At 29.7% G+C, this 25,947-nt stretch carries 23 protein-coding genes and 1 pseudogene; 10 read left to right on the top strand and 14 right to left on the bottom strand.

Translation table 11 applies throughout. The features are described from left to right. The 10 genes from ELQ07_RS02060 to dnaG form a co-directional block, all read right to left on the bottom strand. Complete coding sequence (locus ELQ07_RS02060) at window positions 1-723, bottom strand: ATP-binding cassette domain-containing protein (protein WP_070300793.1); 723 nt, start codon at window positions 721-723, stop codon at window positions 1-3. After that, the gene (locus ELQ07_RS02055; RefSeq protein WP_070316583.1) at window positions 724-1,833 is read right to left on the bottom strand and encodes an MlaE family lipid ABC transporter permease subunit; all 1,110 of its coding nucleotides are present in this window, start codon (window positions 1,831-1,833) and stop codon (window positions 724-726) included. A 1-nt stretch (window position 1,834) separates the two neighbouring features. After that, a complete protein-coding gene (gene tkt, locus ELQ07_RS02050) occupies window positions 1,835-3,733 on the bottom strand; it encodes a transketolase (RefSeq protein ID WP_134224661.1) in 1,899 nt (632 codons plus the stop codon). A gap of 9 nt (window positions 3,734-3,742) precedes the next feature. Then, window positions 3,743-4,588: a polyprenyl synthetase family protein gene (locus ELQ07_RS02045; RefSeq protein WP_134224660.1), complete on the bottom strand. Its 846-nt coding sequence runs from the start codon at window positions 4,586-4,588 to the stop codon at window positions 3,743-3,745. Next, window positions 4,585-5,679 carry a PDZ domain-containing protein gene (locus ELQ07_RS02040; RefSeq protein WP_134224659.1) on the bottom strand — a complete coding sequence of 365 codons (1,095 nt, stop codon included), beginning with the start codon at window positions 5,677-5,679 and terminating at the stop codon, window positions 4,585-4,587. Before ELQ07_RS02040 ends, ELQ07_RS02045 begins: the two co-directional genes overlap by 4 nt. Then, a complete protein-coding gene (locus ELQ07_RS02035; RefSeq protein ID WP_002851172.1) occupies window positions 5,676-5,987 on the bottom strand; it encodes a YbaB/EbfC family nucleoid-associated protein in 312 nt (103 codons plus the stop codon). Before ELQ07_RS02035 ends, ELQ07_RS02040 begins: the two co-directional genes overlap by 4 nt. A gap of 3 nt (window positions 5,988-5,990) precedes the next feature. Further along, window positions 5,991-7,274, bottom strand: coding sequence for a UDP-N-acetylmuramoyl-L-alanyl-D-glutamate--2,6-diaminopimelate ligase (locus tag ELQ07_RS02030; protein WP_070316580.1), 1,284 nt, complete (start codon window positions 7,272-7,274; stop codon window positions 5,991-5,993). After that, window positions 7,258-7,809 (bottom strand): hypothetical protein, encoded by a 552-nt coding sequence (locus tag ELQ07_RS02025; RefSeq protein WP_002855727.1) that lies wholly within the window; start codon window positions 7,807-7,809, stop codon window positions 7,258-7,260. Before ELQ07_RS02025 ends, ELQ07_RS02030 begins: the two co-directional genes overlap by 17 nt. After that, window positions 7,796-8,068 carry a NifU family protein gene (locus tag ELQ07_RS02020; RefSeq protein WP_002871253.1) on the bottom strand — a complete coding sequence of 91 codons (273 nt, stop codon included), beginning with the start codon at window positions 8,066-8,068 and terminating at the stop codon, window positions 7,796-7,798. Before ELQ07_RS02020 ends, ELQ07_RS02025 begins: the two co-directional genes overlap by 14 nt. 81 nt (window positions 8,069-8,149) lie before the next feature. Continuing rightward, on the bottom strand, window positions 8,150-9,967 hold the full coding sequence (dnaG, locus tag ELQ07_RS02015) for a DNA primase (protein WP_070316579.1): 1,818 nt from the start codon (window positions 9,965-9,967) through the stop codon (window positions 8,150-8,152). Window positions 9,968-10,036: 69 nt separating this feature from the next. On the opposite strand from dnaG, the gene ELQ07_RS02010 reads away from it, so the two are divergent. From ELQ07_RS02010 to ELQ07_RS01985, 6 genes are all read left to right on the top strand, one after another. Continuing rightward, window positions 10,037-11,023, top strand: a complete 987-nt coding sequence (locus tag ELQ07_RS02010; protein ID WP_070316578.1) for a CDC27 family protein — start codon at window positions 10,037-10,039, stop codon at window positions 11,021-11,023. After that, window positions 11,010-11,450 (top strand): ribonuclease HI, encoded by a 441-nt coding sequence (gene rnhA, locus ELQ07_RS02005; RefSeq protein ID WP_002851277.1) that lies wholly within the window; start codon window positions 11,010-11,012, stop codon window positions 11,448-11,450. The genes ELQ07_RS02010 and rnhA overlap by 14 nt, the downstream gene beginning before the upstream one ends. Continuing rightward, on the top strand, window positions 11,437-12,111 hold the full coding sequence (rnc, locus tag ELQ07_RS02000) for a ribonuclease III (protein ID WP_070307044.1): 675 nt from the start codon (window positions 11,437-11,439) through the stop codon (window positions 12,109-12,111). The genes rnhA and rnc overlap by 14 nt, the downstream gene beginning before the upstream one ends. Beyond that, the gene (aroC, locus tag ELQ07_RS01995) at window positions 12,111-13,199 is read left to right on the top strand and encodes a chorismate synthase (protein WP_070316577.1); all 1,089 of its coding nucleotides are present in this window, start codon (window positions 12,111-12,113) and stop codon (window positions 13,197-13,199) included. Before rnc ends, aroC begins: the two co-directional genes overlap by 1 nt. Window positions 13,200-13,388: 189 nt before the next feature. Continuing rightward, window positions 13,389-18,965, top strand: coding sequence for a hemagglutinin repeat-containing protein (locus ELQ07_RS08420; protein ID WP_134224658.1), 5,577 nt, complete (start codon window positions 13,389-13,391; stop codon window positions 18,963-18,965). Window positions 18,966-18,973: 8 nt separating this feature from the next. Next, window positions 18,974-20,626, top strand: a complete 1,653-nt coding sequence (locus ELQ07_RS01985; RefSeq protein ID WP_079862118.1) for a ShlB/FhaC/HecB family hemolysin secretion/activation protein — start codon at window positions 18,974-18,976, stop codon at window positions 20,624-20,626. A 2-nt stretch (window positions 20,627-20,628) separates the two neighbouring features. On the opposite strand, the gene ELQ07_RS01980 is transcribed toward ELQ07_RS01985, so the two are convergent. After that, a complete protein-coding gene (locus tag ELQ07_RS01980) occupies window positions 20,629-21,612 on the bottom strand; it encodes an MnmA/TRMU family protein (protein ID WP_134224657.1) in 984 nt (327 codons plus the stop codon). Window positions 21,613-21,731: 119 nt separating this feature from the next. Between ELQ07_RS01980 and ELQ07_RS01975 the strand changes: the two are divergent. Together ELQ07_RS01975 and ELQ07_RS01970 are read left to right on the top strand one after the other, a co-directional pair. Continuing rightward, window positions 21,732-21,928 (top strand): annotated as a pseudogene (locus ELQ07_RS01975) (hypothetical protein). Window positions 21,929-21,981: 53 nt separating this feature from the next. After that, entirely contained in the window at window positions 21,982-22,860 is an 879-nt protein-coding gene (locus tag ELQ07_RS01970; protein ID WP_134224656.1) for a hypothetical protein, read from the top strand. Between the two features lie 19 nt (window positions 22,861-22,879). Here ELQ07_RS01970 and ELQ07_RS01965 read toward each other — a convergent pair whose 3' ends face one another. The 3 genes from ELQ07_RS01965 to exbB are packed head-to-tail and all read right to left on the bottom strand — an operon-like array spanning window position 22,880 to window position 24,367. After that, window positions 22,880-23,563 (bottom strand): energy transducer TonB, encoded by a 684-nt coding sequence (locus ELQ07_RS01965; protein WP_070316573.1) that lies wholly within the window; start codon window positions 23,561-23,563, stop codon window positions 22,880-22,882. After that, a complete protein-coding gene (gene exbD / locus ELQ07_RS01960; RefSeq protein WP_002851470.1) occupies window positions 23,560-23,949 on the bottom strand; it encodes a TonB system transport protein ExbD in 390 nt (129 codons plus the stop codon). Before exbD ends, ELQ07_RS01965 begins: the two co-directional genes overlap by 4 nt. After that, the gene (exbB, locus tag ELQ07_RS01955) at window positions 23,942-24,367 is read right to left on the bottom strand and encodes a TonB-system energizer ExbB (protein ID WP_070316572.1); all 426 of its coding nucleotides are present in this window, start codon (window positions 24,365-24,367) and stop codon (window positions 23,942-23,944) included. The genes exbD and exbB overlap by 8 nt, the downstream gene beginning before the upstream one ends. 159 nt (window positions 24,368-24,526) lie before the next feature. Here exbB and ELQ07_RS01950 point away from each other — a divergent pair, with 159 nt between their 5' ends. Together ELQ07_RS01950 and ELQ07_RS01945 are read left to right on the top strand one after the other, a co-directional pair. Beyond that, window positions 24,527-25,270: a DUF4261 domain-containing protein gene (locus ELQ07_RS01950; protein WP_044306321.1), complete on the top strand. Its 744-nt coding sequence runs from the start codon at window positions 24,527-24,529 to the stop codon at window positions 25,268-25,270. A gap of 64 nt (window positions 25,271-25,334) precedes the next feature. Next, complete coding sequence (locus tag ELQ07_RS01945) at window positions 25,335-25,751, top strand: PepSY-like domain-containing protein (RefSeq protein WP_002856602.1); 417 nt, start codon at window positions 25,335-25,337, stop codon at window positions 25,749-25,751. The last annotated feature ends 196 nt before the right edge of the window (window positions 25,752-25,947 follow it).

Below are 25,947 nucleotides of genomic sequence, written 5' to 3'. Positions count from 1 at the left end.
TTACTCCATAAATCTTTTAAAAAGTCGTTCATTTTGCAGGCGTAATTCTTCATAAGTACCGCAAAATCCAACTTTTTTATTTTCTAAAATGATAAAGCGATCGAGTAAATTTTTCATACTTTCTTTATCATGTGTAACCAAAATGATATTTAAATCAAAACTTTTTTTTAACTCTAAAACCAAATCGTCAAATTCACGACTACTATGAGGGTCAAGTCCTGAAGTAGGTTCATCTAAAAAAAGCAATTTACTATCAAGTGCTAAAGCTCTAGCAATTGCCACTCTTTTTTGCATACCGCCACTAAGTTCGCTTGGAAATTGTTTTAAAACACTTTCGTTTAAGCCTACCATTTTTAGCTTCATTAAAACCAGTTCTTGTATGCTATTTTCATCTAAATGAGTGTATTCTTTTAAAGGAATGGCGATATTTTCATAAACATTAAAAAAGCTAAAAAGTGCAGCAAACTGAAAAACCACACCCCATTTTTTACGCAAAGTAAGTCCATCTTCTTCGTTGATATTTTTAAGTTTATAGCCTAAAATTTCATATTCTCCACCATCAAAATGTTCAAGCATAAGCATTTGTTTTAAAAGGACGGATTTTCCACTTCCGCTACCTCCTAAAATACCAAAAATTTCGTTTTTTTTGATTTCAAAACTTACGCCATTATGGACAATTTTTTCTCCAAATTTTGTAATGATATTTTGTGCTTTAATAACCATTTAAATTCCTGCAGAAGTTAAAATAACGGAGAATAAAGCATCAAAAGCTATCACCCAAAAAATAGCATTTACAACGCTTTTTGTTGTATAAATTCCTATGCTTTGTGTAGTATTTTTTACCTCAAAACCACGAAAACAAGCAATAAGTCCTATTAAAAATCCAAAAATAGGTGCTTTTGCAAGTCCTATAAAGATATGTTTTATATCGACAGCTTCTCTAAAGCGTCTTAAAAATTCGACAAAAGAAATATCAAGATTTAATTTTGCAACCATCATTCCACCTATAATACTGATTGCATCGCTAACGGCAACGATTAAAGGCATGGCCACTACCAAAGCCATGACACGTGGAATAATAATAAATTCAAAAGAGCGAAAACCCATAGTATTCATAGCTGCAATTTCATCAGTAATTTTCATCACTCCAATTTGTGCGGTATAAGAACTTGCGCTTCTTCCTGCGATCACTATGGCAGCGATTAAAGGTGCAAGTTCTCTAGTGGCTGAAATTCCCATCAAATCCACTATGAAAATATTGGCTCCAAATTGTGCGAGTTGATAAGCAGCCTGATAGGCTAAAACCACTCCTACTAAAAGAGCAGTTAAAATAACTATAGGCAAGGCTTTAAAAGCAGAATTTTCTATATGATATAAAAAAGCAATAAAGCGAAAATTTTTAGGATTTTTAAGGCATAAAAAAAGACTTGTGAAAAAAGCTCCTGTAAAATTGATGAATTTTCTTAAAATTTTTAAAAGTTCTAAACTTAATTTTCCAAGATCGATAAAGTATTCACTGAAATTTTTATGTGATTTTTTTGTTTTGCTTAGTCTTTGGTAGTTTTTTTCACAAAGTTCAAAAAGGGTTTGAAAGCTTGAATTTAAGCCTTCTTTGGTGATTTTAATATTTTTATCTTTAAGATCATTTTCCAAAGCAAGGAAAAATCTCACTCCAGCGGTATCGATTGCTTTTAGATCTTTAAAATCAAAAATCACTTCCTTGCTTTGAATCAAAGCTAAAAAATCTTTTATTTTTAACTTATAAATGCTTGTTTTATCCCAAATTCCAAAGATAAAAAGAGTGTTATTTTGAAATTTGAAATTTGTATTCATTTTATTTGCTAAGGATAAAATTTACAAGCTTTGAAACGCTAAATCCAAAGTGTTCAAACACATCTTTGTCTTTACCACTTTCTCCAAAACTTTCTATGCCATACACTTTGTGGCAAAATTTATAAAGTTCATTAGAATGCGCTGCTTCAACGCCTATAACTTCACCTTTTAACAATCTTTCTTGATAAGCTTTATCTTGTTTTTCAAAAAGTTCAAAACAAGGCATGGAAACAACATTACAAGCAAAACCTTGTTTTTCAAGTTCGTTTGCACTTTCTAAACAAAGCCAAACTTCACTTCCACTTGCTAAAAGTGTAAAATTAGCATCTTTGCTTTCTTTGAGTAAATACGCTCCATTTTTTACATCTCCAAAAATAGGTTCATTTAGAGCTTTGAGTTTTTGGCGTGAAAGCACAAAAGCACTCGGTATATCAGCATTTAGGGCTATTTGCCAAGCTTTGACATTTTCTACCCCATCAGCAGGCCTAAAGGTTAAAAAATTTGGCATAGCTCTAAAAGTGCTAAGTTGTTCTATAGGCTGGTGTGTTGGGCCATCTTCGCCCACGCCTATGCTGTCGTGTGTGAAAATAAAAAAATGTTTGATTTTCATTAGGGCTGCTATTCTTGCGGCAGGTTTTAAGTACTCACTAAAGATGAAAAAAGTTGCCGAAAATGGTAAGAAAATTCCATATCTTGCAAAAGCATTGTTAATCGCTGCCATAGCGTGTTCTCTGATACCAAAATGGATATTTTTACCTTTTACAAAGTCTCCCATACCGTGAAGTTCTGTTTTATTTGAAGGGCCTAAATCCGCACTTCCACCTAAAAATCCTTCTAAATTTTTAGCTAAAACATTTAAAATTTCACCATTGCTATCTCTTGTCGCAAGATCTTTTCCTTTAAAATCAGGATAAGCTATCTTGCTAAAATCAGGGTTTAATAGCCTTTCTAAAAGTTCTTTTTTACCACTTTTTTCAAGCTTATCTTTCCATTTTGCTTCTTCTAAATCCCCAAGTTCTACAGCACTTTCAAAGCGGATTTTGCTTGCTTGTGGGATATGAAAACTGATATTTGGATCAAAACCTGCTTGTTCTTTGGCTTTTTTAATCACTTCTTCACCCAAAGGTGCGCCATGGCTTTTATGACTGCCTTCAAGCTCTCCTGCACCCTTTGCTATAGTTGTTTTTGCGATGATAAGACAAGGTTTTGTGGATTTTTTAGCTTGTTCTAAGGCTTTATTAATTTCTTCATAATCATGTCCATTTATACTTAAAACTTCAAATCCTTGTGCTTCAAAACGCATTTTTACATTTTCATTAAAGGCTAAACCTACATCGCCTTCTATGGAGATATTGTTGCTATCATAAATGAGTATGAAGTTATCAAGTTTGTGAAGTCCTGCTAAAGAACAAGCTTCATAAGAAATGCCTTCTTGTAAATCTCCATCTCCGCAAAGACAATAAATTTTATGATCGATTAAATTGCTACCTAGTAAATTTTGTGCTTTTTTTGCCGCCATAGCAAAGCCTACAGCATTGGCAACGCCTTGTCCTAAAGGACCTGTAGCGATTTCTACTCCAAGAGTTGAAATTTCAGGGTGTCCTGGGGTTTTAGAATGAAGTTGGCGGAAATTTTTAAGATCTTCTAAGCTTAAATCATAGCCACTTAAATGTAAAAAACTATAAAGCAAAGCACTTGCATGTCCGCCTGAAAATACAAGTCTATCACGGTTTAGCCAAGTGGGATTTTTAGGATTGTATTTTAAATGATAACTTAAAACACTTAAAATATCTGCTAAGCCCAAAGGTGCACCTGGGTGTCCTGAGTTTGCTTTTTGCACCATATCGGCACTTAAAAATCTTAGAGTATTTGCCTGTTCTTGTAAAATTTGAATGTCCATTTTTTACCTTTATAAGTATTGAATTATTAAATTTTGTATCATTTGTGCGAGTTTTTCATTGAGTTTTTTTAAATCTTGTTCGCATTCACTAAGAAGATTTTCTTTTGTTTTTATAGCTTGTTCAAGTCCAAGCAAATTGACAAAAGAATTTTTATGAATATCGTTATTAGTAGGCTTTCCGCTTTGTTCTTGACTTGTGGTTACATCGATAATATCATCATTGATTTGAAAAATCAGTCCTAATTTCAAACCAAGTTTGTAAATTTGATTGCTTTCTTCGTTGTTAAGTTCGCAAATTTCACAACCCATTTTTAAAGCTGCAGCGATTAATCTTGCGGTTTTGTGTGTATGTAAAAACTCAAGTTCATTTAAACTCAGTCTTTTGTCTTCAAAGAAACAATCAATAGCTTGTCCTATGACCATTCCATTAAGTCCTGCATTAAAGGCAAGGGTTTTGATGAGTTTGATTTTGATTTCATCTTTTAAATGAGCATGACTTAGAACTAAAAAAGCTTCAGTGTTTAAAGCATCGCCCGCTAAGATGGCTGTAGTTTCATCGTAGCTTTTGTGTAAGGTTGGAATTCCTCGTCTAAAATCCGCATTATCCATAGCGGGTAAATCATCGTGTATGAGTGAATAAGTATGGATAAATTCCAAAGCTAAAGCCACATCTAAAGCTTGATTTAAAAGTTCAGGTTTATTGCTTTGTACTACGCTTAAAAGCAATTGTGCACGAAAATGCTTTCCTCCTGCTTTTAGCATAAGAGCTAAAGCTTCATTAAAAAAAGGATGAAAGCTTTCGACTTTAGGTAGATTTTTTTCTAAGTGATGGATAAAAAGTTCTTTTAAATTCACTTAGTAAGCCTTATGAAAAATTGAAATTTACCATCGCCACCTGAGTTGGCATTTCCGCCTAGTTCATTGTTGAAATTTGATAAAGGTAATTTAGTACTTTTGCGTTCAATTAAGATGCTAAAGTCATTACCAGCGCTTAAAATATTTTGTAATTCTTTAAAATTATTTAAAATAATATTATTAACGCGTAAAATTTTATCTCCTACCATAAATCCTGCATTTGATGCTTTTGATTTTGGATCTATTTTAGTTACAACAAGACTAGTATTAACCGTTAAACCAAGATTGCTTGTGAAATTTGTAATTTTTGGTTTTGGTTTAGAATCAGGAAGATTAAATTTGCTCAAATCTTTTGCAAAAACTTCAGTAGAAATATTTAAATCCATATTATCACGCAACACTTGAAAATAAAGAGTGCTTCCGCGATCTGCAAAAAGAATTTTTTCATTGAGTTTTCTTAAATCATTGGCGGGCAAGCCATCAACACTTATAACTTGATCGTTGATTAAAAATTGTGGATTTTTTCTTGCATTGTTAACATAAATTTTATTTTCTCGAACAACAAAATCAACGCCAATATCCCCCCAATAAACATCGTTATATTTCATAAAATGTTTTAAATAGCGATTGCCTATAAAAGAGCTATTATTTAAAGCAATCCCCATCATTTCACAGCATGGAGTCCCTAAAAGTCCTATTTTAGAATTAAAATCAAGTTGATCTTTTTCATCAATATTTTGAGCTAAATACTTAATATGCCCTATATAAGGTTTATTAGGATCCCAAATTCCAACCCAATCATTACGAGTAAGTTTTTCTTCATCACCCATAGGAGTAGGGATTAGGCTAAAGTCAGTTCTTACAAGATATAAATTTAAAAATGGATCGTATTTTACATATTTGTTAAGCTTAGTATTAGGCTGTTTTAACACAGCAAGTAAATTTTCACTGAGTGCAAAAGCTGGCATTCCTTCATAGTTGAGCATGCTTGCCTTATTTCTTTCATAACCTGCTAAAAAATCTTCAAATTTAGGTCTTTCTATACCAAAAGACAAAGTAAAAAGCATGCAAATAATTAAAATTTTTTTCATAATTTCATACCTCCAAAACCGCCTAAAACATCATTCGCCATACTTGAGCGATTTTGCGCAACCATGGCTAAAACATCATTAATTGCAGAAATAAGTAAAATTTGCAAGGACTCTTTATCTTCAAGTAAAGAATCATCAATGCTAACATCGATAATCTCGCCTTTTCCATTAGCGCTTACTTTAACAAGTCCTGCTCCACTTTTGGCGCTAAATTCACGATTTGCAAGTTCTAGTTCTATATTTTTTGCTTTTTCTTGAACTTGATTTAAAAGTTCACCCATTTTAGAAAAATCCATATTTTCAAACATTGATTATCCTTGATTTTTTAAAATTTCATTAACAACTACTTTATCACTAAAAGGATATTTTATCCCTTTAATTTCTTGAGTAGTTTCATCACCTTTGCCTAAAATAACGACTAAATCGTCATTTTCTTTTAGTTCTAAAGCTTTTTTTATGGCTTCTTTTCTATCTTCTATCGTTAAAACTTTTTCTTTTTTAGCAAAGCCTGATAAAATTTCTTCCATGATGGTTTTTGGTTCTTCGCTACGTGGATTATCACTTGTAATGATAGCAATTTTTGCAAAATGTTCGACGATTTTTCCCATTAAAGGGCGTTTGGTTTTATCTCTATCTCCACCTGCTCCAAAAACAACGATGAGTTTTTTATTTTTAAGAGTGTCAAGTACTTTTTCAATGCCATCAGGCGTATGAGCAAAATCCACGATCACACCTTTTGCTACTTGTTCTACTCTACCACAAACCCCGCCAAATCCACTGATAGCTTTTTCCAAGTCTTTTAAATCAGGCTTTACGAGTTCATTCACACAAGCACTAGCAACTAGAAGATTGTAAAGATTAAAAAGTCCTAGCAAGGGCGAGTCTATGTGAAAAGTTTGATTTTTATTTGTTACAATAGCACTAATGCCTTCTTCTAAAGAATAAGCTTTGATTTGATATAAAGCAGGATTTTCTATGCCGTAAGTAAAAGCGTTACGCACATTAAATTTAATAGCCAAAGCATCTTTGTTGATAAATTTTAAACTCTCATCGGTAAAAAAAAGTTCTTTTGCTTCTTTGTAATTTTCAAAAGCACCGTGAAAATCTAAATGATCTTGAGTGATATTGGTAAAAATTTTAGCAACAAATTTTAAGCCTTCGATACGGTTTTGAACGAGTGCGTGTGAGCTTACTTCCATGATGAAAAAATCACATTTTTTTTGAGTGGCTATTTGTAGGTACTCTAAGGTTTTAAGAATAGGGGAGGTGGTTAAGGATTTTTCATCAATTTGTTCATCGTTGATAAAAGCTCCTCTTGTCCCGCAAAGCCCGCATTTATAACCTAAATCCAATAAGATAGAATAAATCGCTGCTGCGGTTGTGGTTTTGCCATTGGTTCCTGTGATTCCTATGATTTGAATCTTTTTATCGATTTTTAAAAGTTTTTTACACTCATTTACATCGATGATTTTTGCACCTTTTTCTAAGGCTTGAGCGTGAAATTTAGCATTTTGTGTGGTTTGTAAAAAAAAGCATTCTTTTTCACACTCTAAGGTATTATCTGTAATGAATGAATTTTCAAGTTTTAATTTCACTTTTAAATCCTATGAGTTTTTCTTGGAGTTTGATAAATCTATCATTTGCCCAAAAATGAGGCATAACATTTTCTATATAATTTAAAGTCATATCTTTATAGCCATTATCAAGTAATTTTTCCAAAAAATCTAAAAAATCATCACGATTATCAATAACTAATTTAGTGCTATTAATGATATTTTCAAAACTTTTTTGAAAGCCAAGTTCTTCTTCGCTTTTTAAAAAATCTTGATAATTTAACGCATGCCCATCTTCAAATTCGTTTTCCTGTTTGTTTTCTTGTTTTTTAAATTCAATTGTACTTAAAATTTCTTCTAAGTCTTTATCAATGCTAGAGATTTTGTAATGTTCTATATAAAAATCAAAAAGTAAAGAAGCTTCTTTAGGAGATTTTAAAGCAAGATCGCAAAGGCAGATAAAATTTAGCAAGCGTTTATTTTTGCGTTTTTCATAAGCCATAGAAAAATACATTTTTGCAGTTTTAAAATCTTTCTTGTAAAAATGTTCAATTCCAAGTTTTTTATAATTTTGCAAATTCGTCTGCTCCGCCGTTTAAATTGATTATAGTGATTTCTGGATGAATATCAATCTTAAGTTGCCTTTCAAGACCGTATTTTAGCGTTGTTCCACTCGATGCACAGCCTTTACAAGCTCCTATTAAATGGATATAAACGATCCCATTTTTAATTCCTAAAAATTCAAGCCCTCCGCCATCACGCTCAAGCATAGGCAAGCTCTTTTCTAAACTTGCTTTAACAGGATTTATAAGCTCTTCATCACTAAAAGGCATCATAATTTATCCTTAAAAATTTTTATATACTTTAGCGTGATTGTGTTTAAAAAAAGGTAAATTAAGGCTTGAAATTTAAATAAATTAAAAAGGTTCGTCACTATCTTGTACGCTAAATTCTAAATCATAAGCTGTAAAGTTTTTGTTACCAAAAATTCCATTTAAGTTTCTAAATGATTGTTGCAGAATTTCTTCGTTTTTTTCATATTTTAAGAAGCTTAAATATTCTTTTAAAAAATTATTTAATTCTTCGGTATTTAAATTTTTAATTAAAAGATTTAAATTTTTATCAATAAGCGTAAAAAGTTGTTTTTTTAATGCGAGTGTAGAATTTTTAATTTTTATATTGTTTAAAAAAGCTAAATTAACCTTGCAAACACCTAACAAGAATTCACTATAGTTTAAATTTTTTCGAATATTTTTACTTTCAAATTCTCTAATATCACTATCTTCATAACCTTTTTTTTCTAAAATTTTATCCAATAAAATCTTATGCTTAAAGCAAACACTATCACTAATTTGCTTAAAATCGTTACATATATCTGGATACTGTTTTAAAAAAGCTATAAGTTCTAATTCTGCAATGTGAATTTTTTCTTTAGGAAAATTGTATTTATTTTGAGAAATTAAAGGGGTTTGTATGGTTTTTTTTGAATTTTGTGATAAGATAATAAATTTTTCATCTACTTTTAATAAATTTGAAACTAAACTAGTGTAAGAATTTGCCACTAAAGGTTCAAGATTAAAGGTGAATTTTTGTATAGTTTCTAAAGCTTTTTGTCTATCAAGAGCAGAAATTATGGAATGGGTGGATATTAAGCGCCTGATATAAAATTCGCCAAGCTCTATTCCTTCATCGAGTATATTATGGAGTTTTGTGCTTTCATTTTTTGCTACGAGCTCGGCAGGATCTTTTCCGCCTTGCAAAATTGCCACTTTACCGTCTATTTTGTTTGTGCTCAATAAAAATGCAGATCGTGTCGCAGCTTTTAATCCTGCTTCATCATTATCAAAACATAAGATTACTTTTGCTTCATAACGACGAATTAAAGGTAGATGATGTTCGGTTAATGCTGTTCCAAGAACTGCTACAGCATTGTTAAACCCTGCTTTGTGAAAAGCTATTGCATCCATGTAACCTTCACATACTATTATTTCTTTTTTTTTGGCTATATTTTCTTTAGCGATGTTAAAAGCATAAAAAATTCTACTTTTATCAAAAAGTATATTTTGAGGTGAATTTACATACTTTGCCGGTACATTGGGATTTAAAGTACGCCCTCCAAACCCTACCAATAAGTCTTTATGATCGTAGATTGGAAAGGTGATACGCCATATAAAACTTGCGTAAAATTCATTATTTTCATCTTTTTTTAAAGCTCCAACACTCACAGCATCTTCTAAAGGAATTTTTTGATTTTGCAATAATCTTATACTATCTTCACTTGCTCCTGCAAAACCTAATTCGAATTTGGCTATATCTTTGTCATTTAAAGCTCTTTGGTAAAGATAGGTTAAAACTTCTTTGTGGTGTTTGAGATTATCTTTAAAATACGCATTTAAGCTTGGTAGTATAGACTTTAGCTCTTTTTTATTTTCTTGTTTTTCTTTTGTATAACTCAAAGTAAAATTACTGAGGCTTGCAACTTTTTCAACTGCATCGGAAAAACTTAATTTTTCATAATCCATTACAAATTTAAAGGCATCTCCACCAGCTTTGCAAGCAAAACAATGATAAAAACCTTTGGTAGGATTGATATGCATAGACGGGTTTTTATCTGCATGGAAAGGACAGATACACACAAAACTAGAGCCTTGTTTTTTTACTTCAATATAATTTTCTATAATATCGACAATATTAAGTCTTTGGGATAAATTTTCTATACTTTCTTTAGTTATCATTTTACAAACCTTGTTAAAATTATACAAAGATTTGGCTATAATTTGGCATAAAATTTTTAGAGCGAGACTATGGATTTTTTCTTTGTAGAATACAGAGACCCTTTAGTAGGGCTTATAATTTTAACCATTTTAGTATTTGTTGTAGCTGTTGCAAATTATATTTGGAAAATATTTGCTAGCAAAGATGAAGAACAAAAGCTTGAAAAATTTATAAAAAAATTTGAAATGGATAACGTTCATAAAGAGTTGTTAAGAAATAGTAGCTTGAGTTTTGGAAATTTAAGTTTTTTGGCCGAAATTTTTACTAAAAGCGGGGAATTTGAAAAAGCAACTCAAATTTATTTGATTGCTCTTGAAAAATGTAAAGATAAACAAGAAAGAGAATTTATTTTCCTTTCTTTAGCAAAAGTTTATTTTAAAGCAGGATTTTTAGAGCGTGCAAAAGAAGTTTTATTACAAGCCTTAAAACTGCGTCCAAGAAATATACAAGCCTTAAAACTTTTAAAAATTGTTTATTTAAAACTTCATTCTTATAAAGAAAATTTAGAACTTTTAGAATGTCTTTTTGAGCTTAATGAAGATGTACAAAAAGAGTATGATTTTATCAAAGCTTTAGAACTTTGTACTTTTAATATCACTGATGAACAAAAAAAGAAAAAACTTTTAGAATTTAAAATAGAAGATAATCCTATGTTAGGGCGTTTAGTTTTTGAAAAATATCATATGTTTTTAGGACAAAATTTTTTTGATATTTGTGATTTGCTTTATAGAGAAAATGAAGCGTTTAATTTAGAAAATCAAGATTTTTTAGAATTCTTTTATGCTTTGGGTAAAATTTCAAAGCATGATGATACGCATCAGTTTGTTTTTAAAAATTCTAATTTTAAAATGTTAAAAATTTTAAAAGATAATTCTTTTAATGCGGGGTTGGAATTTTCATATCGTTGTTCTGAGTGTAAAAATGTTATACCTTTGTTTTTTTATCATTGTCCTGTTTGTTATGAGTTTAATACTTGTAAAATTATTTATGAAGTGAAAAACAATGAAACACATTGAAATTTATACAGATGGCTCATGTCTTAATAATCCAGGTTTTGGCGGATGGGCTTATATTTTGCGTTATAAGGAGTATCAAAAGGAAGGTTTTGGAGCTGAGGCTAATACCACTAACAATAGAATGGAGCTAATGGCAATTATTGAATCTTTGAAGGCTTTAAAAGAGCCTTGTGAAATTTCGCTTTTTACAGATTCTAACCTAATGGTTCAAAGTATTAATGAATGGCTAGAAGGATGGATAAAAAAGGATTTTAAAGGTAAAAAAAATATAGATTTATGGAAGGAATATATTAAAGTGGCAAAATCTCATAAGATTAAGGCTTTTTGGGTAAAAGCACATAATGGACATTTGGAAAATGAAAGGTGTGATACATTGGCGCGCGAAGCTGCTTTGAAAATTGCAAGGGAAAATGATGAAAAACATTGAAAAACTAGAGCAGAGTTTAACTTATAAATTTAAAGATAAAAATCTTCTTATACATGCTTTAACCCATAAAAGTTTTAAAAAATCTTACAACAACGAACGCCTGGAATTTTTAGGTGATGCCGTGCTTGATTTAGTTGTGGGTGAATACCTTTTTCATAAATTCGCCAAAGATGCCGAAGGAGATTTATCTAAGCTTAGAGCGGCTTTAGTGAATGAAAAGTCTTTTGCAAAAATTGCAAATAGTTTAAATTTGGGCGATTTTATTTTTATGAGTGTTGCTGAAGAAAACAATGGAGGAAAAGAAAAGCCTTCTATACTTTCAGATGCGTTAGAAGCCATTATAGGTGCTATACATTTAGAAGCCGGGTTTGAGTTTGCAAAAACTATTGCTTTAAGGCTTATAGAAAAAAATTTCCCTCAAATTGATGCAAAAATTCTTATAAAAGATTATAAAACAAAATTACAAGAGATTACACAGGGAAAAATCGGACAAACTCCGCAGTATGAAACAGTGCGTGCTTTTGGTCCTGATCATTTAAAGCAATTTGAAATTGCTTTAATGCTTGATGGTAAAGAACTTGCAAGAGCTATTGCAGGAAGTAAAAAAGAAGCACAACAAATGGCAGCAAAAATTGCACTTGAGAAATTAGGAGCTTTATAGTGAATACATTTGGTACGAGATTGAAATTTACAAGTTTTGGTGAGTCTCATGGTGTGGCTGTTGGATGTATTATTGATGGAATGCCTGCTGGAGTTAAATTTGATGAAGAATTTTTACAAAATGAGCTTGATAAACGCAAAGGCGGAAGTAAATTTGCAACACCAAGAAAAGAAAGTGATAAAGCTCAGGTTTTAAGCGGGGTTTTTGAAGGATATACAACGGGTCATCCCATAGCTATAGTAGTTTTTAATGAAAATGCTCATTCTAAGGATTATGATAATTTAAAAGATCTATTTCGTCCTGCTCATGCGGATTTTACTTATTTTTATAAATATGGCATAAGAGATTATAGGGGTGGGGGTAGATCAAGTGCTAGGGAAAGTGTTGCTAGAGTGGCTGGTGGTGCAGTTGCAGCGATGCTTTTGCGTGAATTTGGCATTTGTATTCAAAGTGGTGTTTTTGGAGTAGGAACTTTTGTATCAAATTTGAAAGAAGAAGAATTTGATTTTGAATTTGCTAATAAAAGTGAAATTTTTTGCCTTGATCCAAAACTAGAAAGTGACTTTAAAAATGAAATTTTAAATGCTAGAAATTCAAAAGATAGTGTAGGTGCTGCTGTTTTTACAAAAGTTAGTGGTATGCTTGTGGGACTTGGAGAGGTTCTTTATGATAAGTTGGACTCTAAATTAGCTCATGCTTTAATGGGAGTTAATGCTGTTAAAGCAGTCGAAATAGGCGAAGGTATTAATGCAAGCAAAATGCGCGGATCGTGTAATAATGATGCTTTAAAAGATGGAAAGTTTTTAAGCAATCATAGCGGAGGAATTTTAGGAGGAATTTCAAATGGAGAAAATCTTATTTTAAAAACTTATTTTAAACCTACTCCTTCTATTTTTGCCAAGCAAGAAAGTATAGATAAATTTGGCAATAATTTGGAATTTGAACTCAAAGGTAGGCATGATCCTTGTGTAGGTGTTAGAGGAAGTGTTGTAGCTAGTGCTATGGTGCGTTTAGTTTTGGCTGATTGTTTGCTTTTGAATGCGAGTGCGAATTTAAACAATTTAAAAAATGCTTATGGATTAAAATAAAAAAGCCCATTTTCATGGGCTTGATTGCAATATTTTGAAAAGATTCATTGTAATATCGTCTATTTTTTAAGATTTTTTATTAAATGTGTAAAAAAAGAATGAAATTTATTTTTTTAATTTAAAAATATTGATAAAAATTACTATATTTAGTATAAAATAATTAAAATATTATTTTTTTAGGAGGGGTTTATGGAATTCAATAAAAAGAAAATTGTTCGTTTATCGTTAAATTTAACGCTTCTTAGTGCTTTATTTCCTTGCGTATTACTATCAGCAGATTTACGTCAAAGAAATGGCAATATTATTGTTTCAAGAACCACTGATATGGTAAAATCTAGCAATAATACAGATGTAATTAATATTAAAAATCCAAATAAAAATGGGGTTTCGCATAATCAATTTGAAGATTTTAATGTTAAAGATGGGGTTATTTTTAATAATAGCTTAATTGATGGCAATTCTCAAATTGGTGGATGGGTAAATAAAAATCCTAATTTAAAACAAAATGCCAATACTATTATTAATGAAATTTTAAGTAAACAAGCTTCTAATATTAATGGTCCTGTTGAGGTATTTGGAAAAAGTGCTAATTTAATTTTTGCCAATGAAAATGGTTTTAGTGTTAATGGAGCAACTTTTTTGAATACTAAAGGAGTTACTCTTAGTGCTGGTAAATTTAATGAAGATTTTACAACAGAAACAACAAGCAATGGTAGAATAGATATTGGAGAAAAAGGCGTTGCAGTTGATGGAGATTATTTCAATGTAATTAGTCGTAGCATAGGTATTGCCGGTAATATTGCTCATTATCAAGCAGGAAAATACTTATCTAATATTAATTTTATAGCTGGATTTAATAAAGTAGATTTAAGCAATAGTAATATTCCTAACATTCTTGCTTCAAGACAAACAAATGATAAAATTGATTATGGAATTGATGGTAGGAATTTAGGTTCTATGTATGCAAATACAGTTACCTTTGTTAGCACAGAAGAGGGTGTTGGTGTAAGACACACCGGGATTATAAGAGGTCTTAAAGATATTATTGTCAAAGTCAATGGCAAGGCAGAATTTCAAGCTCTTGGCGTAAATCAAGGAGGAAGTATTGATGTAAATGCTAGAGATATTACAACTTCTTTGATTGACGCAGATAATATGAGATTAAATGCTGATGGAAAAATCATTAATGAGGGATTATATAGAGGTAAAAATATCAAAATTGATGCTCAAGATTTTGAAAATGCAAAACAAACTCATTTTAATAAAGAGACTAAGGATGTATTTAAAACTAATGTAGAAAATTCACAAATTGATACTGATAATTTAGATTTGCATACTAAAAATAAAACGGCCAATTTTGGTTCTATAAATACTTTAGGTGATGCGAAAATCAATACAGGATCTTTTGAAAACCAAGGTAAAATTTCGGCAAATAAAGATGTATATTTAACTTTAAACAATGATGATTTTGCTAATCAGGGAAAAATTTTTAGTCAAAATAATATTTATTTACAAGCTAATAAAAATTTAACCCTCAATAACGGTAATTTATATGCAAAAAATTTACTTGATATTAAAAGTTTGGGTGATTTATATATTAATTCAAAGCTTGAAAATTCTTCTTCAATAGGACTTGAGGCAAAAGATATTTTTAATAAAGATCTTGTTGCTAGTGGAAAGGATTTAACTCTTAATGCGAGAGGGAGTATAATCAATGATGGATATTTCTTGGCACGCAATGATTTGAAAGCAACTGCTTCGCATATTACCAATAATTCTACTTTTAATAGTTTAAATAATGCTTATTTAAATGCCGATATTATTGATAATAATGGTTTGATTGTCGCTAACAAAGACATTAACATTGAAGTAAAAGAATTGAATAATAATGCAAGTTTAACAGGCTCTATTCAAAGCTCTGATGAAAAAATTAAAGGTAATGGTTGGGCTAATTATGGTGATACACTTTTTAAACGTTGGAATATGGAAGTTGGAATTGATAATTTAAAGTATCTTAATAATTTAGATGCTAAACAAGCTTCTATTCAAGCAGGTGGGAATGTCAATATCAATACTACTTCAAAAAATAAATCAGCACAAATTAATAATAGTGGTAAAATTATAGCTCAAGGTAATATTGTTTCTTATGGAAATATTAATAATAAATCTTTAAGTCAAGATCTTAATATAGAAGATGTTTTATCTCATGTTAAACTAGATGGTTTTTTTGCTAAAGAGTATTTAGGATCTTGGAATACTAACTGGACTGATTATTTTACCAAAGGCGGTAGCTTGCTTGACGCTTTAAAATACTTTGCAAGTAATAAATTAAAAGATCATCAACGAGAATCTGCTTGGAATGCTCTTAAAGATGCTGCTGCTCATAATGAGACTTTGCATTTATATTTTTCTTTATTGTTTGGCAGTGACTATGCTTCAAAAAGATTTGTTCCAGACCCAAGTCAATGGAATCATGATGCTAAAATTGTTTTTAAAGCAAAATCTGAAGCTTTAATAGCATCTAATGGAAAATTAAATTTAAATTCTAAAGAATTTAATCAAGGTTTGGTAAGTTCTTTTGATGAGAATTCTGCTTTGATAAAATCTCATTTAGAAGATGTAATAAATAATAAAGATTTAGCTTCGCAACTGATACCAGATATTGCTAATTCTGGATTGTTTCATTTTACAAATACGAAAAATGGAAATATTTCTTATCAGTATACATCAGATTCTGTAGCAGTGGATGCAGATAAGTATTTTGGATTTAAAGATGTTGCAAAAGAATTTAAAGATAAAAATTTAGATGATGCTACTGTTGTAGGGGATTCTTTCTTTCAAAATCAACTTATTAAAAATATGTATGCAAAATTGGGTATGCATGGTGCTTTAAGTGATGAAGATATTAAACTACTTCTTGAAAATGGGGTAAAATACGCTAATGGGCATGGTTTGAAACTAGGCCAAGGATTGGGTAAAAATCAAACGACTGATGATGATATGATTTTATTTGAAAAAGTTGATAGAGATGGAAAAACAGTCTTTGTTCCTAAATTTTATTTTTCTCATAAAACTTTAGAGGCAAATAAAGGTGGAGTAAATATTGTTGGAAAAAATGGAGTTGATATAAATACAGATAAATTCGATTCTTCATTAGGTAATATTGCTTCGGAAGGTACGGTTAATATCAATGTTAATGATAAAATGAATTTACATAGTTCAAGCGTAAGTGGAAAAAATGTTAATATCCAAGGTAATGAAGTTAATATAGATACGCTTTTGGGTGTTGATGAAAAAGGTTCTCACAGCTCCATCAATAAAGGTCAAATCAGTGGAAAAGATACTATTGTTATTAGTGCCAACCAGGATGTAAATGTTAAAAATAGCAATGTTGTGGCAGATTCTGAAAATTCTAAAATTACTTTACATTCCAAAGATGGAAATATTAATATAAGTAATGATTATGCTAATTCATCATCTTTTAAAAATACTAATACAGATGTTGAAAATACTAATGCTTTGCAGACAACAGATAAAGTTTTAAGCTCAAATTTTAAAGCAGGTAATATAGATATTATGTCTAATAAAGATATTAATATAGTAGGTAGTAATGTAGATGCAAATCATGAAATTAATATTAAGGGTAATGATGTTAATATAAAAGATGCTCATGAAAAATCTAATGTTACTTTTGATGGAATACGATATGGAACAGCATCTATCTCTTATGAAAAAGGTAATTCAGAAATTACTAAATCGATTGGTAGTAATTTGAATTCAAAAGGAGATATTAAAATTGATGCTAAAAATAATATAAATGTTGTAGGTTCTAATGTTAAAGCTGAAAATTCAGTTAATTTAAATGGAGAAAATATTAATATAAAAAATGGAGAAAATAAAATTTCTTCTTCTTTAGATTCTTCAACTCTTAGTGGATTAGGATATAGATATGATTCTGTAAGTAGTGACAGCTCTTTGGCTTCTTCATCTAATGTTGAAGCAGGTAATTTAAATTTACATGCAAAAAATAAAGCAACTATTACAGGAAGTCATTTAGACGGTAAAGATATTAACATACATGCTAACGAGGTTGATTTTGTAGCAGCAAAGAATCAAAATCACATGCAAAGTAATTCTTCAGCTATAGGATTCTTTGGTGATGCTAATATAGGATTAGGTGGACATGAAGTCGTCGCAAAATATAGTTTTACAGATCAAATATCCGGTGCTGGTCAAACATATGATGGTAATTTTAGAGGATCTAGTACTTTAGGTTCTTCTGAAATAGGAATAGAATTTGCTAAAACTCAAAAAACAGAAGATGAATCTTCTTATCTTTCTAGTTCGGTTAAAGGAACAAATATCAATATTGAAGCAGATGACACTTTGGATATAGGTGGAGGTAACTTTGAAGCAGATAAAGATATTAACTTAAAAGGAGGGGAGATTAAAAGCACTAAGTATGAAAATACTAAAACTGAAGATAGTACAAGATTTGGTATTTATAGCAAAGAAAAACTTGAAGCAGGTGGTTTAGCAGTATCTGCTCTTAATCAGGGGATTGGTAATCTTAGTAATGATAAAGGGTCAAATTATGTGGTACCAACAGTTCAAGCTCTTTCAAATACTCTTGGTGTGTTTCATGATAATATTGCAGAAGCAAGCTCCGGCGAAAGTATAGGTTTTACGTTTGAGAAAGAACATGAGCAAAGTTCTAAAGAAAATACCACCCATGTTAAAGCAGGAGGTAAATTAAATATAGAAAGTACAAAAGGAGATATCATTTTAAATGGGACTGATGCTAAGGCAGATGAAATTAATATCAAAGCAAAAGATAATTTTATAACTAATGCTGCAAAATCAAGCTCTTCTTCTTCAGGTGTTTCTTTTGAAATGGAAATGGGTAATAAAAGAGTAGCAGGATATAATGTTTTTGATGGAGGAACCGCTGGAGGTGAAATTGAGTTTTCTGCTGGAGGATCACGTTTTAAACAAGATGAAGCTAAATATTATAATTCTAATTTTGATACAAATAATGTTAAGATTACTACAGGAAAAGACACCACATTAAATGGTGCTAATATAAAAGCTTCTAATAACATTGATTTAAATATAGATGGAGATTTAAATGTTAATTCTTTAAAGGATCAATTTCATTCAGAACAACATAGTGGTTCCTTGGGTGGATCTGTAGGATTAGATTTATCGTCAAATCATGTTATTTCAGGAGAATTTTCAGGGACAATTGGTATAGGATATGCTAAAACTGATAACCAAGCTGTAGAAACTCAAAGTGGTATTAGTGCCGGTAATGAGTTAAATGGTCGTGTGAATGGAGATTTATCATTGGAAGGAGGAATTTTAAATTCTGATGTTAAAAAAGGAAATTTATCGCTTGGTGGAAAAGTTACAGGGTCTAATATAGATGTTCATGAAAAAAGCGATGGAGCTAATGTTGCATTAACTGTAGCGACAGAGCATGTTTATAAAGGTAATATTGATTTAAATGATCATATTGATAGGACAGGCAAAATTAACTCTGCAATGAATATCAATATTAATGATAAAAAGGATTATGACTTGAGTCAAAATACTCAAAATACTCAAAATACTCAAGATCATTCTTGGAGTGGTGGAACTATGAATATTGGGATTTTTACTCATAAAATAAAAGATGGGGTGGATCATTTTATTCATGCTGGTTCCGATTCTCATCTTGATCACACATCAAACTCAGAACCAATTTTTAATCAAAATGATAAATAAGGTTATGAGTGCGATTTGTTAAAATTGTATTTTTGCTTATGAGTCATCTTTGTTTATTGCAGGCAGATGACTCTACAAAAATGTTTAATTTACTAGATAAAAGACAACAGCAATTGCATATACAAAAAGAATTTAATGAGTTAGAAAAAAAGCAACAGAAAAAAGAAGATGAGTATTCAAAAAATGAAGATTTTGAGTCTCAAATTTATATTTTTAAACAAATTCGATTTAAAAAAAATGATAAGCTTACTATGCAAGCTGAAAGTATTTTAAAAAGATACATAAACAAACCCTTAAGAGTTGGTGATATTTATAATATAGTTAAAGAGCTTACCAATTTTATTATTTCAAAAGGTTATTCAACCTCTAGTGTAACTATTGATGAAATAGATTGGCAACATGATATACTTTTTCTTGATTTAGAATACGGTTTTGTAGGAGAGATATATCTTAATGGAGATAATAATACAACAAGATTAGATTTTGGTATGCCTTTGAAAAAGGGTGATAAATTTAACATTTATGATTTGGATACAGGAATAGAAAATCTAAATAATGGTGCAAGAGATGTTAAAATTGCTGTAAAAGCTAATGAAAATTATGGTTATTCTGACATATTTGTTAATCTTGAACCAAAGTTACCTGATTTGATATTAGATTTTGATAATAGCGGTTCTAAGGCTAAAGGAGAATACAAAGCTAGCACATATCTTTCTTTAAGTAATGTTTTCAATCTAAATGATTCTATACGATTTGGTTTTATTAAAGGATTATTGAAAAATATGAGTCAAAATCGAGAAAATGTTTATATATTAAGCTATAACTTACCTATACAAAGTTATCAATTATCGTATTCTTTACAATATAGTGATAATAGAAATTTGATAGCAGGATATGATGATTCTTTTATAAACAATAAAGATACAAGTTTAAGACATAAAATTATGTTAAAAAAAATTTTACATCGTACAAACAAAGATAAATTTTCAATTTATGTTAATGTAAATATTAAAGATGATATTAATGAAATTAATAATTTTCGCTTAGAGAGTTCAAGTGGTAGATATTCAAATATTGTTAGTGGTGTTGAGTATTCAACAGTAGCATTTAGCGGATTTTTATTTGTAAATCTGGAATATGAAAAAGGAATTCCATTTTTAGGTTCTAAAAGGGACTCTAGAGATTCTTTATATAAAATTGAATTTAATAAAGTAAATTTTAATTTAAGTTATCAAAAAAATTTTTATATAAATGATGATATAGCATTTTTATATCAAAATAGTTTTGGTGCAAGTTATTCTAATGAACCATTGTTATATTCTAATAAATTTTTAATAGGTGATGAATATACGGTTAGAGGATTTAAGGAAAGTTCTGCTGCTCTTGATTATGGAATGTATAGTAATAATACAGTTTATTTGCAATTTTTAAATGCTTCTAAATATTTAAGAAAGCTAGAGCCTTTTATTGGAATAGATATGGGTTATGGTAGAGATTATCTGTTGCCCAATAAAGACTTTTTAGCTGGAGTTGCTTTTGGATTTAGATATAATTTAAATCATTTTTCTTTAAATTTAACAGCTTCGAAAGCTATACATAAATCTTCTAATATGCCAAGCGAAACAATTCCTATTTATCTTAGAGCCTCTGTATCTTTTTAGTTTTAAGAAATAAAAAATGGACTAATTTCTTTTTTGTCTTCAAAGGCTAAGTTTTTATAAATTCGGTTTTTAAATTTAAGTTCATAACTTTTTCCTGTTTCGTGTTTAGTATAGGTAAGGGCTATTTTTAAGGCAAGTTCTAAGTCTTTTTCTGAAATTTTTTCATCTACCAAAGAGTAAGCTCCGATTAAACCCCCAAGTTCTATTACTTCATATTTAGGAGTTTTTAAACCTTTTAAAAGAGTATTTTCAAGTTCATTTCTACCTATGATCATTTTAGCTCCATTGGGCAATCTTAAATGACGACCATATTTTAAAAGTTGTGCGTCATTAACCTGCATATCTTTGTCAAATTCTATGAAATCTCGAATTTTTTTAGCAAAACTATCAAGAGTTAGCAAACAACCTCCACCTGGGCTTTCAAAGTCTTCCAAACCAAACTTAGCTGCAAGTTCAAGTTGTCTTTTGCGACTTCTTCCGCTAATATCTTCGAGTTTTTCTCTATCTACCCAACCTTCTCTTTCGGGTTTGGTTAGAGGTAGGTTTTTTGCACACATAGGACGCAAGATTAAATCTTCTTCATCAAGGGCAAGTTTTTTAACTTTTGTCATCGCATCACTTCTTTGACTCATAGGGCGTTGTCCTAAAACTTCTCCTGTGATGATAAAACTTGCATTTTCTTCTTTTAACATAGCAAGAGCAGTTTTAAACATAAAAGCATGACAATCTATACAAGGATTAAAATGTTTGCCATAGCCATATTGTGGATTAAAAAGCACCTCTTGAAGATAGGAGTTTCTTACATCTATCATTTCAAAATCTGCACCTACCATTGCCGCACGCTTTTTCATGATTTCGCTTTTATCGCTTGTGCTTCCAAAACCTATATTGATATTTAGAGCTTTAACTTCTATGCCTTGTGTAGTGATGAGTTTCATTGCAAGCATGCTATCAAGCCCACCGCTAAAAAGAGCTAATGCTTTCATTTATGTTCCTTTTTTAAAAAATAATTTTGTTAGTATAAATAAATTTGATTTTTTGCCGATATCAAATTTGTAATTGTATCAAATAATTTTAAGATTACAATTATTTTTGGAAGTTTACTATGAGAAAATTACTCTCTGTTGCACTAGTGCTTGCTTTATTGGTTCTTTTGCTTATGGCAAAACTGAGAATAATAAAAGCCCACAAGTTAGAAGTTCTTGCGTTGATTATGAAATAAGATTGAAACGATGCAATTCTTTGCCTACTCAATATCAAAGACAAATGTGTCGTTTGGGCTTATTTGCAGCTTGTAAATAAAATAAACAAGTCCAAGTTAAATGCTTGGGCTTTAAAATTTCTAAGGAGTTATTATGGATAAATTAACAATCAATGATTTTAATGTTTCTTTACCAAGTTCTCAAAATGTTACAAATCGTAAAGAAATTTTAGAATTAAAAAAAGAAGATCAAGATAAAATTCCCGTGCAAGATCTTTCGAGTTTAAATAGCGATGGTGTTAAGGTTGTTTTTGAAAATAAGCAAGGTGAACTTATAGCTTTAAATTTAAGTGATGAAAATTATAGTAGTTTACAAAAAAATTTCGGTTCTTATACGAATTATGTTGCTAGAAATGATGGTAGTATAAGGCTTAATAGCGAAGCAAACCAATTTGTTTCAAATTGGTTTGAAAGTGTAAAAGATAATTTTGGTTCTTTAAATTCAAATTTAAACAATAAACAACAAAGTGTAAAATTAAATTTTAATACAAATACCCTTCAACAAAGTATGCAAAATTTAGGCTTTAAAACAAGCGATGAAAAAATATCTGATGATGCAAATATAGAAGAAAAATTAAATTTTTTTATTGATAAAGATGTAAATAAAGATGGTAAAGTTGATGATAGTGATGTTAAAGAACCTAGTATGAGAGAAATTTTAAGCGACATTAAAGAAGCATCAGGTGGTGGAGCTAATGCTATGAAAACCATAGATCCGCAAAAAATCAATAAAAAAGATGATAAGGAAAATAATATCAAAGAAAAAGAAGACGAAGATTTGCTTCAAAAAGCCCAAGAAAAAGGTTTAAGTGCTTTAAGTGCTGATGAGCAGGCAAAGCTTGAGGCTAGCAATCCTGAAGAATTTGAAAAATTGAAGCAAAAATCTTTGCAAGAATTAAGTCAGAATTTAAGTAAAGATTTTAAAAATAAAATTGAAAATCAAGAAGCACAAATTGTAGATAAGAGAGTGTAGCTTTTATAAAATTATAATTTTACCCTCTTAAGATTTTAAAATCATATATAATAGGTAGTGTAATTCTTAAATCTCCATTATACTGCGGAAAATTTAAAGAAGCTTTTCTTATGCTTTCTAAAGCACTTTTATCTAACAAATCATATCCTGAGCTTTCGATGATTTTTAAATCTGCTAAAGTTTTGTTTTCTTTCCATAAAAATTCTACTTTTACAGTTCCTTGCATACGCATTTTTTTTGCTTGCCTTGGATAAAATTGTGCTTGTTGTATAGCTTTTTGGATTTCTTTTAATACAGGGTGATTATCTTTTCCTTGTGTTAATTGGGTGATCTTAGGTTTGACATTTATATCAGTTGTTTTTGCAAAAGGTTTAACTTCTTGAGTTGGCGCTATAGGGGTTTTATTTGGCATTGGGTGTGGAGGTGTTTTTTTTACCTTTTTTTGAATTTTTTCAGGAGTTTTTTTAATAACTTTTGGCTGAGGTTTTGGTTTGATAGGTTCTATAATGGATTCTGTTGGTTTGGCCTCATTTGTTGGATTAGTTTGGGTAAATTGTTTTATTGCCAAAGAAAAAGAATCTTCGTTTTTAATTTCCATTTTAAAAAAATCATTTGAGTGAAAAATGACAAAAAGCAAAGGTATAAAGACTATAAAAGTTATATAAGAAGCTTGGTATTTATGATTTAAAAATAAAGTTTTCATTTGTTTTTCTCAGTAAGAATCTGAAAATTTTCATGTTCTTTGGCTTTTAAAAAATCTATAATTTTTACAAAGCTTTCAAATTTAGCATTTTTATCGCTTTTTAGTTCTACTATAGTTTTTTTATCAAGTGAAAAAATAGCATTTTGAACTTCATTTAAATCAGCTAATTTATCATTTAAATAAAAAGTATTTTTTTCGTCTATGGTTATAAGAAGTTTTTTTTCATTATTGCTTATATTGGTAGCATTTTCACTTGAAGGAAGTGAGATTTGAATTTTTCCATGCGCAATAAAGGTTGAAATACTAAGTACTATAGCAAGCAAAACAAGCATAATATCTATAAATGGAACTATATTTAAACCTTCATTTTTTGGTAGTTTAAGCATTTTTATTTGCCTTATAAGCATTGCTTAAGAGGGAAACTTTTCTAAGTAGAGCATTATAAGCTATTAAAGCAGGAATAGCAACCAAAAGTCCTAAGGCTGTAGCTTTAAGAGCTAAAGAAAGTCCTACGACTATAGATTTGACATCTATATTACCCGCCAATCCCATTTCGTAAAATGTAACCATTATGCCTATTACAGTGCCTAAAAGTCCTATATAGGGGGCATTGGAATAGATGATATATATAGTGGTTAAATTTTCGCTAATCGCATCATCAAATTGCTCTTGATTCTCATAATTTTTAAAGTTAATTTTTCTAAAAAATAGCATTCTTTCTACGACACACCAAAAAGCTATAAATGCCATAATTCCTAGAATTAAAAAGATAATTAAATCGATGTAATCTTTTAGAAATTCCACATTTTTCTCCAAAATATACTTATAAATTTTAAAAGATTATACTATATAGAAAATAAATTTATAATTAATATCAATTATCATAATTTTTAAGAAATTCTTGTTTATAATTTTTATTTTTATTTAGGTTATAATTTACAAAAATTTATATAGGGTTTTAATATGACTATAGATTTAAATCACAATTTTACCTCTTTTGTTCTTCTTGATGAAGTTGATTTTAATTTTTCGGAGTTAAAAAGCATTTTAGAAGATAAATTTAATATAAAAATAGCTGATGAAAATTTTACCAAAGAGGGAGTGATTTTTTCACATGAAAATATGTTGATTACTTTAAATTTGATTAAAAATCCTATACCTAATCACGAAGCAGAATACTATGCAAATTTTAATTTTATGTGGAAAGATGCCTTAGAGCAAACTAAAAAACATAAAGCTCACCTTCTTATAGCGGTGCTAAGTCAAGATCAAAGCAAATTAGAACAAGCTAAAATGTTTACGAAAATTGCAGCTTTATGTTTGGATAATAAACATGCTTTAGGTTTTTATACAGGTGCAGTTGTTCTAGAACCCAGTTTTTATATAGAAAATGCAAAAATGTTAGATGATAATCGCTTACCGGTATATAATTGGATATATGTTAGTGTTTATCCTAGTGAAAATGGAGTCAATGCTTATACTTATGGGCTTAGAAATTTTGATAAATTAGAACTTGAAGTTTGTGATTTAAACATAGAAGAAAAAGAACTTTTCTTTTGTATTTATGATATTGTTTTACATATTTTAACTTATGATATTAATCTAAAAGATAAAGATATTTTAAAATTTGAAGATGGAAAAGAAATAAAATTTATAAAAAGTCAAGGTATAAGTGTTGAGAACGAAAGCTTGAAAATTATTTTTTAAGTTTCACATTCACTTCACAGTTTTGAGTTAAACTTTCGCCAACCAAAACACAAAAGGAGAAATTATGAAAGCAAAATTAACTTTACTTGCTTTGTTGGGCGCTACGGTGCTTTTAGCTAAAGATATGGTTGTTCCTGCTAGCGAACTTCCAAATAATGCCAAAGAATTTATTTCTAAAAATTTTAAAACTGCTCAAATTGGTTTAGTGAAAAAAGATATAGATTCTTATGATGTAATTTTAAATGATGGAACTGAAATTGATTTTATGATCAATGGAGATTGGAAAGAAGTTGATGGAAAATACAAGGCTTTGCCACATACTATTTTACCTAGTGTTATGAAAAAAGTAAGCGCAACTCAACCAAATGCTCAAATTCTTGAAATAGATAAAGAAATTAATGGTTATAAATTTAAGTTTAATAATAACATGAAAGTTTATACGGATATGCAAGGAAATGTCCTAGGTCAAAAATTAGATTAATTTTTGAAAATTTAACTCCCTTAGAAAATTTGATGCAAAAATTTGGAAGCATAGTCTTCCAAATTTTTATTTTTTGATTGCAAAACCCAAAATATATTTAGTTTTAAAATAATACTTTATTGATACAAGTGATTGTTTTTTTATAAAATTAAATTTACAAAATGTTACATAAGATTTAAAATATTTTTTAAAAAAA

Origin of the sequence: Campylobacter sp. US55 (assembly GCF_004378955.1) — a bacterium.
Taxonomy (GTDB): Bacteria; Campylobacterota; Campylobacteria; order Campylobacterales; family Campylobacteraceae; genus Campylobacter_D; species Campylobacter_D jejuni.
This window is presented reverse-complemented; position numbering and strand designations above follow the sequence as displayed.